Raw genomic sequence first — 11,607 nt, forward strand, 5'->3', positions numbered from 1 at the left:
CGGTGGTGATGCGCGAGCGCACCCGCCCCCTGGCCCCCGACAGCGTGGAGGTGCTGGAGGCCGTGGCGCCGGGGAACTTCATCCGGCCCCGGGGCGAGGACGCGCGCGAGGGTGACGTGCTGTTGGGGCGCGGCACCCCGCTGGGCATCCCGGAGCTGGGCCTGCTGTGGGCGCAGGGCATGACGTCCGTGCCGGTTCCCCGCCGGCCGCGCGTCGCGGTGCTGTCCACCGGCGACGAGCTGTGCCGGGCGGATGAACCGCCCGACGGGCGCATCGTGGACACCAACGCCCCGGCGCTGGCCCTGGCGGTGCGACGCGCGGGCGGCCTGCCCACGCTGCTGGGCATCGCCCGGGACACCCGGGAGGCCGTCCAGGAGGCCCTGGCGCGCACGGACGGCTTCGACGTGGTCCTCACCAGCGCGGGCGTGTCCGTGGGCGACCACGACTTCGTGAAGGACGCCCTGGGGGCCCTGGGCGTGGAGCAGCACTTCTGGCGCGTGGCCATCAAGCCCGGCAAGCCCCTGGTGGTGGGCCAGCGGGGCCCGACCCTCTTCTTCGGCCTGCCCGGCAACCCGACCTCCTCGCTGGTGACCTTCGAGCTGTTCGTGCGCCCCGCCCTGCGCCGGCTCCTGGGCATCCAGGACGTGGAGCCCCACCGGGTGTCAGGGCGCCTGGACGGCCGCCTGTCCAAGCCCCCCGGGCTGGCCCACTTCGTCCGCGTGACGGTGAGCTGGCGGGCGGGCGAGCTGTGGGCGAAGCCCCTCGGGACGCAAACGTCGGGTGTCCTGCGTTCAGCGTCGGCAGCCACCCACCTGCTCCACTTCCCCCGGGAAATCAGCAGCTTGACTGATGGATCCCATGTCGAGCTGCTCCCCCTGTCGTGGGTGGCCTGAGGAACACGGAAGCCGGCAACCGCATCTATCCCCTGTGGGTGACGCCCCACCCATGGGGGGTGCCACCTTGACTTGCATCCGGCGGAGCGAGAAGAAACGCTCCTCCACTGGGAGAAGACCTACCATGTCCGACACTCGCCCACCCCAGGTCCTGCCGACCCGAAAGCCGACCCAGCATCTGGAGCGGTATTCGGAAGCGGATGTGCCCACGGCCCGTGGCGTGCTGAAGACCATCGTGTTCCGCGACAAGCGCAACGGGCGGGAGCACGTGGCGTTGGTGGTGGGCGAGCCGGCGGGCCTGGACGGCGTCCCGGTGCGCATCCACTCCGAGTGCCTGACGAGCGAAGTCTTCGGCAGCCTCAAGTGCGACTGCCGCGAGCAGTTGGACCGGGCCATGGACTTCGTCACGCAGAACGGCCTGGGCGTGGTGCTCTACCTGCGCCAGGAGGGCCGGGGCATCGGCCTGGGCAACAAAATCAAGGCCTACGCCCTCCAGTCCAAGGGGCTGGACACCTACGAGGCCAACCGGCAGCTCGGCTTCGCGGACGATTTGCGCTCCTATGACGTGGCGGCGGAGATGCTGCGCTCACTGGGCGTGCAGTCAGTGGACCTGATCACCAACAATCCGCTGAAGATCGCGGGGCTGGTCGAAGAAGGAGTGGCGGTCCGACGCCGAATCCCTTCCCGGACCGAGCACAATCCGCATAACGTCGACTATTTGAAGACGAAGCGTGAGCGTACGGGGCACCTGATTGAGCTCTTCGCGGAGGACGACGACACCGAAGCCAAGGCCGGCTAAGCGCCCGGTCCGGCGGAGCACCGCGCGCTTCGAGGTGCGGTTCTGGGGGGTGCGCGGCTCCATCCCCGCGCCCGGCCCGCAGACGAAGCGCTACGGCGGCAACACGCCGTGCGTGGAGGTCCGCTGCGGCGACGAGCTGCTCATCTTCGACCTGGGCTCGGGAGCACGCGGCCTGGGGGATGCGCTGGCGGCGACGCGCAAGCCCGTCAAGGCCAACATCTTCATCTCGCACTACCACTACGACCACCTGCAGGGCCTGCCGTTCTTCGCGCCGATGTTCTCGCCCGCGAACGACGTGACGCTCCACGGGTCGCCACGGGATGGGAAGTCGCTGAAGCAGATATTGGCCGGGCAGATGGTGCACCCCTACTTCCCGGTGACGGCGGAGGACGTGTTCCGCACGCGCCTGGAGTACCGGGACGTCATCGTGGGCAAGGACATCCCGGTGGGCAAGGCGACGGTGCGCACGCTGGAGCTGAACCACCCCGGCGGCAACGTGGGCTACCGCGTGGACTTCGGCGGACGCTCGCTGGTGTACGCCACGGACGTGGAGCACGGCACCGCGCTGGACGCGGGCCTGTTCGACTTCGCTCGCGGCGCGGACGCGCTCATCTACGACTCCATGTACACGGAGGACGAGTACCGGGGCCGCACGGGCTGGGGCCACTCCACCTGGGAGGCCGCGGTGAAGGCGGCCGACGCCAGCGACGTGAAGCAGCTGGTGCTCTTCCACCATGATCCGGGTCGCGACGACGCGGCCATGGACAAGCTGGTGCGGGAGGTGCGCAAGCAGCGCCCGGAGGCCATCGCCGCGAAGGAGGCGATGGTGCTCAAGCTGTAGTCGGACGCCGCGCTTCCAGGGCCCGCGCCACCGTCTCGCGCAGGCCCCGGAAGGGCAGCCGTCGCAGGGCGGCGGGCACGTCCACCCACTCGAAGGCTTCGTGCTCCGGGCCCAGTCGCACCGGAGCGTCCGGTCCGACGTGCACCGCGAAGCCGTGCTCCTCCACGAGCTTCGGGGGCAGCGCGTCTCCCAGCGCGAACGCGTGGCGGTAGTGCAGATCCACGGGCTCGGCGGCGAGGCCCGTCTCCTCCACCAGCTCGCGGCGGGCGGCCTGCGCTGGGGCCTCCCCGGGCTCCAGGCGTCCGGTGACGGTCTGCCAGAAGCCGCCGCGCTCCGGCGTCCGCTTCAGGAGCAGCACGCGCGCCTCCGGGCCCTGGCCCTTCACCACCGCGACGCTCACCGTGCGCAGCGACACCTCACCGTCCACGCGCCGGGCGTCGAACACCTGGCTGAACTCGCGGGCGAGGGCCTCCTCCACGTCCGGCACGGACACGGCGTGGCCCAGCTCGCGCTGCATGGACGTGACGCCCGCCTCGCGGATGCCGCACGGGACGATGAGCTGGAAGTGCTCCAGCCGGGTGTTCACGTTGAGCGCGAAGCCGTGCGTGGTGAGCCACTTGGACAGGTGGACGCCAATGGCGCCAATCTTCCGCGCGTCCGGCGAACCCTCCTGCCCCAGCCACACGCCCGGCCACTTCGGGATGGGCCCCGCGGTGAGGCCGAAGCCCGCGAGCGTCTGGATGAGGCCGCGCTCCACGTCGCGCACGTAGCGGCGCACGTCCTGGCGCTCTGGCGGGAGCAGGAGGATGGGGTAGCCCACCACCTGTCCCGGCCCGTGGTAGGTGACGTCGCCGCCCCGGTTGGTGTCGAACACCTCCACGCCTTCTTCCCCAAGGCGCGCGTCGGTGGCGGTGATGTTCTCGCGCTTCGCGGCGCGGCCCAGCGTCAGGACGGGCGGGTGCTCCAGCAGCAGCAGCGTGTCCCCGACGAGCCCCTGCATGCGGGCCTCGCCGAACAGGTGCATCAGCTTCAGTCCGTCCTCGTACTCCACCCGACCCAGGCGGAAGACGGTGAGCGTGTTCATGGCGCTCCCTTCCGGCCCCCCCGGCCGGGGTGCGGCGCGGGGGCGGACGGCGCGGGCGTCTGCGCCGCTTCCAGGCTCCAGGAGCCCGCATACACGCGCGACAACAGGGCGCGCAGCTCATGGCCCGCGCGGGGCGAGCGGACCGCCTCCGCCGCGAAGGCGCCCAGCACCTCCTCCGACAGGGACACCGCCGGACGGCGCAGGGCCAGCGAACGCCGGGCCACCTCCACCAGCTCCGGCACCGTCGGACGGCGCACCGGCAACAGCACCTGCACGCGCTCCAGCAGCGCCACCGGGAGCGAGCCCTGCACGGCCTCCATGAGGCCCGCGGTGGTGGGCACGGGCAGGCTGCCGCCCTCCCCTCGCACCCACAGGCCCAGCGACGACACCGCGCCCCGAGCGCTCATCACCACCGCGCGCTCCGGGTGGCTCGCGAGGAAGGCGACCAGCGCGGCCTTGGCTCCGGACTCCAGCCGGTCCACGTCCTCCACCAGGAGCACGTCCGCGCCAGGGGCGGACTCCAGGGTCTCCACCGACGTGAGCACGCCCTGCCCCCGCCGCTGCACCGACTGGAAGAAGATGCTCTTGCCGCAGCCCTCCGGCCCCACGAGCAGCATGCAGCGCGCTCCCGCCTGGAGCGTGCGCGCCAGGAGGGTCCGCACCTCGTCGTGGCCCAGCATCTCCACGCCTTCGGCGGTCGCGTCCTCCACGGGCTTGCGCGCACGGGGCGGCGCGACGACGTCGCCGAGGAGGCCCTGGGACTCACCCAGGCAGCCCTTGCAGATGAACGCGCCCGCGGGGCCCGCCACCAAATCACCGACCTCGCCGCGAGGCCGGCAGCAGAACGAGCACCACGCATCCAGCGCAGGATCCGCGCGGGTGGGCCCCCGTTCGATGAGGCGCTTCTCGCGCCGACGTCCGTGCGCGGGCCTCGCGGTTTCCGGAGCCTCGTCCTCATCTGGAGGACGCAGCAGGCCACCGGGGACGATGACGTCGTCGTCCTCGGGAGGGCCCAGCAGGCCTCCGGGTTGGAGGGAGTCCTCGTGCTCGACGTGTTCCAGGGGGCCCGTGGCCTGCCCGGAGTCGGCGTGTTCGGCGCGTCCCGGGAACGGGCCGGGTCCGGAGTGCCAGGAACGTTCCTGGGGGGCCTGGTCAGCGCTGGAGGAGTCGGAGCGGCTCAGCGCATCCGCGAGCTGGGCGGACGCCGCGCGTTCCGTGGAGCGCGAGGAGCCACCGGCGGCGATGTCCGCCGGGTCCCCGGAAGGCCGCGTCGAGCCTTCCAGCACGACCGCCGCGATCCGTTCAGCGAGCGGCGGCAGCCCCACGGATCCGCTGGATGCCGGAGGCTCGGAGGGATGCGGCAGGCCCCCAGCGCCGACAGCTTCATGGCGCCCGGAGGACCGCTGCGCTCCAGGCTCGCCCGGCGCCTCGCGCTCGGACGGACCCGGCAGGCCCCCGGCCTCCGCCTTGTCGTTGAACGCGGCGGACGCAGCGTCGCTCCAGGTCATCGTGGACAGGGAACGGAACGCCATGGCGTCCTTCCCGCCCCCCATCGCCGCGGCGAACGCGGGGCTCACATCCGGAGACCGGCTCTTCAGCTGGCGCGCCTGCCGCAGCAACTGCGAGGCGCGCGAGGTGTGTCCGGACTGCTGGTAGAGCGCCGCGGCCTGCTCCAGGCAGTCCGCAGCGCGCGTCATGTCTCCCTGAAGCTCGGCGGCCTGGGCGGCGCGGATCAACTCACGGGGATTGTCGGCCATCGCGGATGCCCGCCTCGGATTTCATGTCCGGAAGTCCCCCCGCGCCCACCGCCCCCCGGAGTCAGGGCGGCCGGGCGAGCACCACGACGCGTGTCCTCACGCCATCGCGAGGAACAGCAGGTCCGGTGCCTCCAGATACTTGATGACCTCGTAGACGAAGCTCGCCGCCACGTCACCGTCGATGACGCGGTGATCGCAGGACAGTGACAGGTTCATCATGTCCCGGATGACCACCTGATCGTTCTTCACCGCCGGGCGCTTCTTCAGCTTGTGAACGCCCATGATGCCCACCTCGGGGTGGTTCAGGATGGGCGTGGCGAACAGCCCGCCGCTCTGACCCAGCGAGGTGATGGTGAAGGTGCCGCCCGTCAGCTCCTCCATCTTCAGCTTGCGGTCGCGCGCTGCGGCGCTCAGGCGGGAGATCTCCTTCGCCAGTTCGCCCAGGGTCAGCTGATCCGCGTTGCGCACCACCGCCACCGTGAGGCCGTCCGGCGTGGCCACCGCGATGCCGATGTTGTATTCGCCACGCACCACCAGCTCCTGCGACGCCTCGTCGAAGTTCGCGTTGAGGTGCGGGAACTTCTTCATCGCCGCGATCGTCGCCTTCACGATGAACGGCAGGTACGTGAGCTTCGTGCCGTCACCGGCCGCCGCCAGCTGGCTGTTGAGCCGCGTGCGCAGGGCCACCAGGTCCGTGGCGTCCACCTCCTCCACGAACGCGAAGTGCGGCATCGTGAACTTCGAGCGCACCATCTTCTCGGCGATCTTCTTGCGCAGCCCGCGCAGCGCGATGCGCTCGTCGCCCCGCCCCGTCGAAAGCGGCGCCGCCGGACGCGCGGCCTGCGGCGCGGGCGCCGTCACCTCGTTCTTCTTCGGCGCGCCGCCACCCTCCAGCGCCGCCACCACGTCCGCCTTCGTCACCCGACCCTGCGGACCGCTGCCGGAGATCTCCGCCAGGTCCAGGCCGTGCTCGCGCGCCATCCGGCGCGTGACGGGCGTCGCCAGGACCTTGGAGGCGGCCTGCGTCTGGGCCGCCTGGGCCTGCGCGGGCGCCGCCACGGGGGCGCTCACGGCCGCCGGAGCGCCGTGGGCCGGAGCGCTCGCCACGGGGGCTCCGCCTTCGGTCTCCAGCGTCACCAGCAGCTGGTGCACCTTGGCCATGTCCCCTTCACGGCCGTGCGTCTTCACGACGCGGCCCGCGCGGGGGCTGGGCACCGTGACGGTGGCCTTGTCGGTCATCACCTCGGCGAGCACCTGGTCTTCCTTCACCAGGTCGCCCTCCTTGACGTGCCACTTCACAAGCTCGCCCTCCATCACGCCTTCGCCGAGGTCCGGGAGCTTGAATTCGAAAGTCGCCATGAGGGGGTGTGTCTCTCTGTGTTGGGGAAGGGTGCGTCAGGTCAGCCCAGGCGCTCCACGCGCTCGCGCTCCATCAGGCCCTTCATGAAGAACTCGGCGGCGCGGTAGCTGGAGCGCACCAGCGGCCCGGAGGCCACGTAGAGGAAACCAAAGGACTCCGCCAGCGCCTTGTACGCTTCGAACTGCGCGGGCGTCACGAAGCGCTCCACGCGCAGGTGGTACTGCGAGGGCTGCAGGTACTGGCCCAGCGTGAGGACATCCACGCCCACGTCGCGCAGGTCCTTGAACGTGCGCTCCAGCTCCTCATCCGTTTCGCCCAGCCCCACCATCACCGACGTCTTGGTGTAGACCCGCTCCGGGCGGTTCTTGAGGAACTCCAGCACGCGCAGCGACTGGCGGTAGGTGGCGCGGCGGTCGCGCACCGTGGGCGTCAGGCGCTCCACGGTCTCCACGTTGTGCGCCACCACGTGCGGCTTCGCCTCCGCCACGGTGATCAGGTCCTTCTCCTGCCCCTTGAAGTCGGGGATGAGGACCTCGACGAGGGTGCGCGGGCTCTCCCTGCGCAGCTCGCGGATGGCGGACGCGAAGTGGCTGGCGCCCCCGTCCGGACGGTCGTCGCGGTTCACCGACGTGACGACGATGTACTCCAGGTTCATCTCCTTCACCGCCTGCGCCAGATGGATGGGCTCCATCGGATCCAGCGGCGGAGGTGCCCCGACCTTCACGTGGCAGAAGCGGCAGGCGCGCGTGCACACCTCGCCCATCAACATCACCGTGGCGGTGCCTCCGCCCCAGCACTCGGCGATGTTCGGGCAGCGGGCCTCCTCGCACACCGTGGCCAGCTTCGTGCGCTTCACGATGGCCTTGACCCGCTCGTACCCCTCCCCGTGCGGCAGACGCACCTTCAACCACTCGGGCTTGCGGGTGGATTCGGAGACCTGTGGGAGGGGAAACCGATCGGGAGTCGCCATGGGTCGCGGGCCTTCTAGAGGGTGGGTGAAAGCAGGGTCAAGCGTGAAGCCCTAACGCGAGGCGTTAGCGGCAGCCTGACAGAAGTGGTGCCCCCGGGGGATGTAACGCGGTGGACAGGATGCGGCCAGTCACGGCCGGCGTACCCCAAGCGACGGCCTGGCGACAGGGGCGCTCCCCTGCCCTCCTGCCCCCCTGATGCGTCCCATGAGCGGGGCACGAAAAGACAGCGGCGTACGGCCTTCACGGGGAAGGCCGTACGCCGCCGGGAACGCGTGCATGGGGGACTACTGCGGGATCACCTGCACCTCGATGCGGCGGTTCTGCACGCGGCCCTCGGGGGTGTCATTGGGGGCGATGGGCTCCGCGTCGCCCTCGCCGCTGGCCTCGATGCGGTTGGCGGGCACGCCTTCGCCCACCAGGGCCTTGCTCACGCTGTCCGCGCGCGTCTGCGACAGCCGCTGGTTGGCGTCCGCGTTGCCCGTGGAGTCGGTGAAGCCCTTGATGCGCACGCGCGCGTCGGGCTTCTCCTTCAGCACGTCGCCCAGCTCCGTCACCCGCTGCTTGCCCTTCGCGGTGAGCGTCGCCGACCCGGTCTTGAACTCCACGCCTTCCAGCACGAAGCCCTGGGACTCCGCGTTCTTGCTGTCGAAGGCCTCACGCAGCCCGGTGGCATCGCTCACGCGCGCCTTCTCCGTGCCCGAGCCGCCCGTGGCCTCCTCCGTACCAGCGCTGCCCGTGCCCTCCTCCGTGCCGGAGCCGCCCGTCGCGGGCGGGGTCTGCTCCTCGGCCTGCGGCGGGACCGCCGGCGGGGTCACCGGCGCGGGCTGCGGCGCAGGCGTGGGACGCGCGGGCTGTGGCGCCTGGGCGACGCGATCCTCCACGCGGGGCGCGGGCGTCGTGCGTGTCGCCACCGGGGCCTTCGCGGGTTCGTTCCTGCGGCCGCGCAGGGCTCCCCAGGCGAGCGCGACCAGCGCCAGCAGGGCCAGGGGGACGGCCCACCCGGCGATGCTCTTCTTCTTCTCCGGTGGCCGGTTGATGGTCTGGCGGGGGACGGCTTCGCGGACGGTCGCCGTCTCACGGACCTGCGTCACGGTTTCGCGGTGGGGTTCGATGACCTCCGCGACCGCGTGGCGCGAGGTGCCGCCGAAGCCCAGGAGGCCGCCCACGCCGGCTGGCAGCGCCGCGGCGATGTTGGAGCGCTGACCGTTCAGCATCTGCATCAGCCCGGACGCGCCCATGCGCTGATCCCGCACCTGCTTGCCCAGGACGCCCATGAGCATGGGCGCGGCCAGGGACAGCAGCTTCATCGCCGAGCCGGAGTTGCGCATCCCACCGAAGCGCGAGAGGCCGTCGGCGATGCCCCCGAGCTTGTTGCCGAACAGCCCGTTCAGCATGCCCTTGCCGCGCTCCTCCTCGTCCATCAGCCCCTCGCCGATGCCGTCGGGGAGCGGACCCGCGTCGGGTCCGGTGAAGCCGCCCTCGTTGAGCTTCGACAGCAGACGGTGCGCTCCGGCTTCGTTGCCGCCCTGATCCACGACGCCCGCCGCCACCGCGGCGATGGCGCCCGGCAGCACCTTGGTGGTCGCCTGCGGATCCTCGCCCAGGCTCCCGCTGATCTTCTGGAGCAATCCCTTCTTCATGAACTGTGAGCCGACCGCTTCGATCAGGTTGAACGCCATGTGATGCCTCCCCGGTTGGGTCCCGCACCGGGATGGCCGGTGCGCGAGGCCACGCCCCGCTGGACTGCGCGAGACTGAGGGCTCTGTGCAATCGATACGGAGCACTCGGGGTGCTGATAACCCCTCGCGGGGGGGTCGGAGAGGATGGCCCCTGAAGGCACGTCTCCCTCGCGGACGACTGCGAACGGGGGGCCCTTCCGGCCCCCGGGTTCACTTGTCCTTCGTGTGCGAGAGAAGGGCGCGCGGGAAGTAGTGCGCGAGCAACTGTTCCGCGGTCTGGCCCTGCCGGGCGAGCAGGGCCGCGCCGGCCTGACACAGACCGACGCCGTGACCGTGGCCCTGACCTTCGACGAGCACCCGCTCTCCGCCGAACGCGAAGGAGAAGCGCGCACTGCGGATGCGATCCCAACCGGCACGGGCCCCGAGCGCGCGGAAGAAGGCATCGCCCCGGGCGTCGCGCCCCGAAGCGCGGTCCACCACCCGCACCACCGCCCCGCTGGAGTCGCGGTCCAGGAGCAGATCCGCCGCCTGCGCGGGGCTGCCCAGGGCCTCGGTGGCGGCGGCCGTCACCTGCGCGCGCGAGACGACGGCGCTCCAGGGAGACGCAGGGCAGCGGTCGGGCACGGCGGCGGCGCCGGTGAGATCCGGAGCACCGAACACGGCCACGGGTTCAGCGGTGTGTCCACCGCAGCTCGCATGGAAGGGCGCGAGCGCGATGGCGCCATCGCGCAGGCGCAGCACGACGCCTTCGGTGGAACGGGCCGCATCGCGGGCACGGGCCAGGTGACGCGCGAAGCCTTCGCCGCGCAGGACCTGGCAGTGGGTGAGATCACACGCCCGGGCCTCCTCATGCCGCCTGCCCGAGGCGAGCACGTAGCTGCGGGCGGTGATGGCCTGGGCGCGGAGCGCTTCGAACGGCGTGTCGACTTCGGTCTCGCTCGCGGTGACCGCCGCGACGTAGGTCTCCACCGCGAAGGTGGCGATGATGATCAACTCGCCAGCACGGGCGTCCAGGGACAGCGAGCCCTCGTAGCGCCGGTCCAGGTTGCGACCCCGGATCCGCCAGCGGCCGGACTCCAGCCGCAGGGGCGGCGACACCGCGCGTCCGTCCACGAGCAGCACGTCGCGCGAGGCGAAGACTTCAAGCGAACGGGGGCCGTCCAGGCGCAGCCGCGCGGGCCGGTGCTTCGAGAGGATCCGCACCTCCACGCCCGTCTCGGGAGCCACCCCGGGCTTCGCATCCGACGGGCGAGCCACGCGCGCTTCGCCGGACGCAGTGCCCGCCACCATCGCGGCAAGGAGCACGGCCATGCCCACGGCGTTCATCGAACGCGATACCGCGTCACCGCCAGCGGCTCGGCGCCGCCGGGAGCCCACAACTCCAGCCTGCGCACCCCCGCCACCGCCGGCAGTCGCGTGACGAAGGGAGGCGGCAGTTCAATGCGGCGCCCGTCGTCCGTGCGCAGCTCCAGCATCTTCGCCCCGGGAGGCGCCATCACCCGCACCGGCACCGCCTGCGCACCCTCGGGCAGCTGCGGCTCCACCAGGAACTCGTCCCCGTCCGCCGGCAGGATGAACCCGGCCCGGCTCCCCGGCCGGCCCTCCGCGCTCACCGACGCCGACGCGAGACCTTCCGCCTGCGCCCACGCGAGGTACGCCGGGCCCACGTCCAGCGCGCCGTCGCTCCGGTGCATCGTGCAGTCGTGGCGGGGCGCCGTGCCCGGCAGGTAGACCTCCTTCAGCAGGCCCGGGCAGTTCGGCCCCGCGCGCTCGCCGGACAACGCACAGATGGCCGCGGACTCGAAGTGGCTCCGGTCCACCAGCGGCGCGGCGCGCACCCCTCGCATCGCCAGCGACATCACCCGCGCGAACACCGGGCCCGCGCCGGTGATGCCGGACACACCCCGCATCGGCGTGCCATCGAAGTTGCCCACCCACACGGCCACCGTGCGCTCCCGCGTGAAGCCCGCCGCCCAGTTGTCCACGTGCGCCCGGCTCGTCCCCGTCTTCGCCGCCACGCGGAACGGCAAGCGCAGCGCATTGTCCAAGCCGAAGGCCGGTGCCCGCGCCGCCTCGTCCGCCAGCACGTCGGTGAGCAGCTCCACCGGCCGCGCCGTCAGGAACCGGTGCTCCTCCAGCTCCACCGGAATCCGCAGCGGCGCGCCATCCGGACCGAACGCCGCGCGCACCTCCTTCAGCGGCCCCACCACCCCACCCCGCGCC

The 11,607-nt window shown here is 71.9% G+C and carries 9 protein-coding genes and 1 pseudogene; 3 read left to right on the forward strand and 7 right to left on the reverse strand.

Annotation, left to right across the window (positions count from 1 at the left end):
* The 3 genes from D7Y13_RS29795 to D7Y13_RS29805 all read left to right on the forward strand — a co-directional run.
* Nucleotides 1–893: molybdopterin molybdotransferase MoeA (locus tag D7Y13_RS29795; protein ID WP_147452521.1), on the forward strand; the 893-nt coding region annotated here is incomplete at its 5' end.
* Nucleotides 894–1,017: 124 nt separating this feature from the next.
* Nucleotides 1,018–1,692, forward strand: coding sequence for a GTP cyclohydrolase II (gene ribA, locus D7Y13_RS29800; protein WP_120535379.1), 675 nt, complete (start codon nucleotides 1,018–1,020; stop codon nucleotides 1,690–1,692).
* 34 nt (nucleotides 1,693–1,726) lie between these two features.
* Nucleotides 1,727–2,533 (forward strand): MBL fold metallo-hydrolase, encoded by an 807-nt coding sequence (locus D7Y13_RS29805; RefSeq protein WP_120535380.1) that lies wholly within the window; start codon nucleotides 1,727–1,729, stop codon nucleotides 2,531–2,533.
* Here D7Y13_RS29805 and lipB read toward each other — a convergent pair.
* The 7 genes and pseudogenes from lipB to D7Y13_RS29840 form a co-directional block, all read right to left on the reverse strand.
* On the reverse strand, nucleotides 2,523–3,617 hold the full coding sequence (lipB, locus tag D7Y13_RS29810) for a lipoyl(octanoyl) transferase LipB (protein ID WP_120584313.1): 1,095 nt from the start codon (nucleotides 3,615–3,617) through the stop codon (nucleotides 2,523–2,525). The two genes, D7Y13_RS29805 and lipB, sit on opposite strands and share 11 nt — an antisense overlap.
* Complete coding sequence (locus D7Y13_RS29815; RefSeq protein WP_233595673.1) at nucleotides 3,614–5,374, reverse strand: ClpX C4-type zinc finger protein; 1,761 nt, start codon at nucleotides 5,372–5,374, stop codon at nucleotides 3,614–3,616. Before D7Y13_RS29815 ends, lipB begins: the two co-directional genes overlap by 4 nt.
* Nucleotides 5,375–5,470: 96 nt before the next feature.
* Nucleotides 5,471–6,733 (reverse strand): dihydrolipoamide acetyltransferase family protein, encoded by a 1,263-nt coding sequence (locus D7Y13_RS29820; protein WP_120584312.1) that lies wholly within the window; start codon nucleotides 6,731–6,733, stop codon nucleotides 5,471–5,473.
* Nucleotides 6,734–6,774: 41 nt separating this feature from the next.
* Nucleotides 6,775–7,704, reverse strand: coding sequence for a lipoyl synthase (gene lipA / locus D7Y13_RS29825; RefSeq protein ID WP_120535383.1), 930 nt, complete (start codon nucleotides 7,702–7,704; stop codon nucleotides 6,775–6,777).
* Between the two features lie 285 nt (nucleotides 7,705–7,989).
* Nucleotides 7,990–9,384, reverse strand: a complete 1,395-nt coding sequence (locus tag D7Y13_RS29830; RefSeq protein ID WP_120584311.1) for an OmpA family protein — start codon at nucleotides 9,382–9,384, stop codon at nucleotides 7,990–7,992.
* Nucleotides 9,385–9,594: 210 nt separating this feature from the next.
* Nucleotides 9,595–10,695, reverse strand: coding sequence for a SpoIID/LytB domain-containing protein (locus tag D7Y13_RS29835; protein WP_158620405.1), 1,101 nt, complete (start codon nucleotides 10,693–10,695; stop codon nucleotides 9,595–9,597).
* Nucleotides 10,696–10,706: 11 nt separating this feature from the next.
* A pseudogene (locus D7Y13_RS29840) lies at nucleotides 10,707–11,607 on the reverse strand (penicillin-binding protein 1C); the annotation flags it as partial.

Source organism: Corallococcus praedator (assembly GCF_003612125.1).
Lineage (GTDB): Bacteria > Myxococcota > Myxococcia > Myxococcales > Myxococcaceae > Corallococcus > Corallococcus praedator.